Source organism: Streptosporangium amethystogenes, assembly GCF_000721075.1.
In the GTDB taxonomy this organism is placed as follows: domain Bacteria; phylum Actinomycetota; class Actinomycetes; order Streptosporangiales; family Streptosporangiaceae; genus Streptosporangium; species Streptosporangium amethystogenes.
In genome coordinates, this window is the sequence record NZ_JOEQ01000181.1 from 1 (window position 1) to 331 (window position 331).

The following is a 331-nucleotide window of genomic DNA, read 5'->3' on the forward strand; positions in this document are numbered from 1 at the left end:
GGAGGTGCCGAAGAACTCCTTGATCGACGCCACCACCGGGCGGATGTTGATCAGGGTCTGCGGCGTGATCGCCTCGACGTCCTGGGTCGTCATCCGCTCGCGGACGACGCGCTCCATGCGGGCCAGTCCCAGGCGGACCTGGTTCTGGATCAGCTCGCCCACGCTGCGCAGGCGGCGGTTGCCGAAGTGGTCGATGTCGTCGGTCTCGACGACGATCTCACCGCTGGCGCCGGGCATCGACACCTCGCCGGCGTGCAGCCGGACGATGTACTCGATGGTGGCGACGATGTCGTCCTCGGTGAGCGTGCCCTGGGTGATCTCGCTGTCGACC

1 protein-coding gene is annotated in these 331 nt (G+C 67.7%); it reads right to left on the minus strand.

The features are described from left to right. On the minus strand, positions 1-331 hold a 331-nt coding region (locus IG98_RS46355), incomplete at both ends, for a hypothetical protein (protein WP_037973123.1).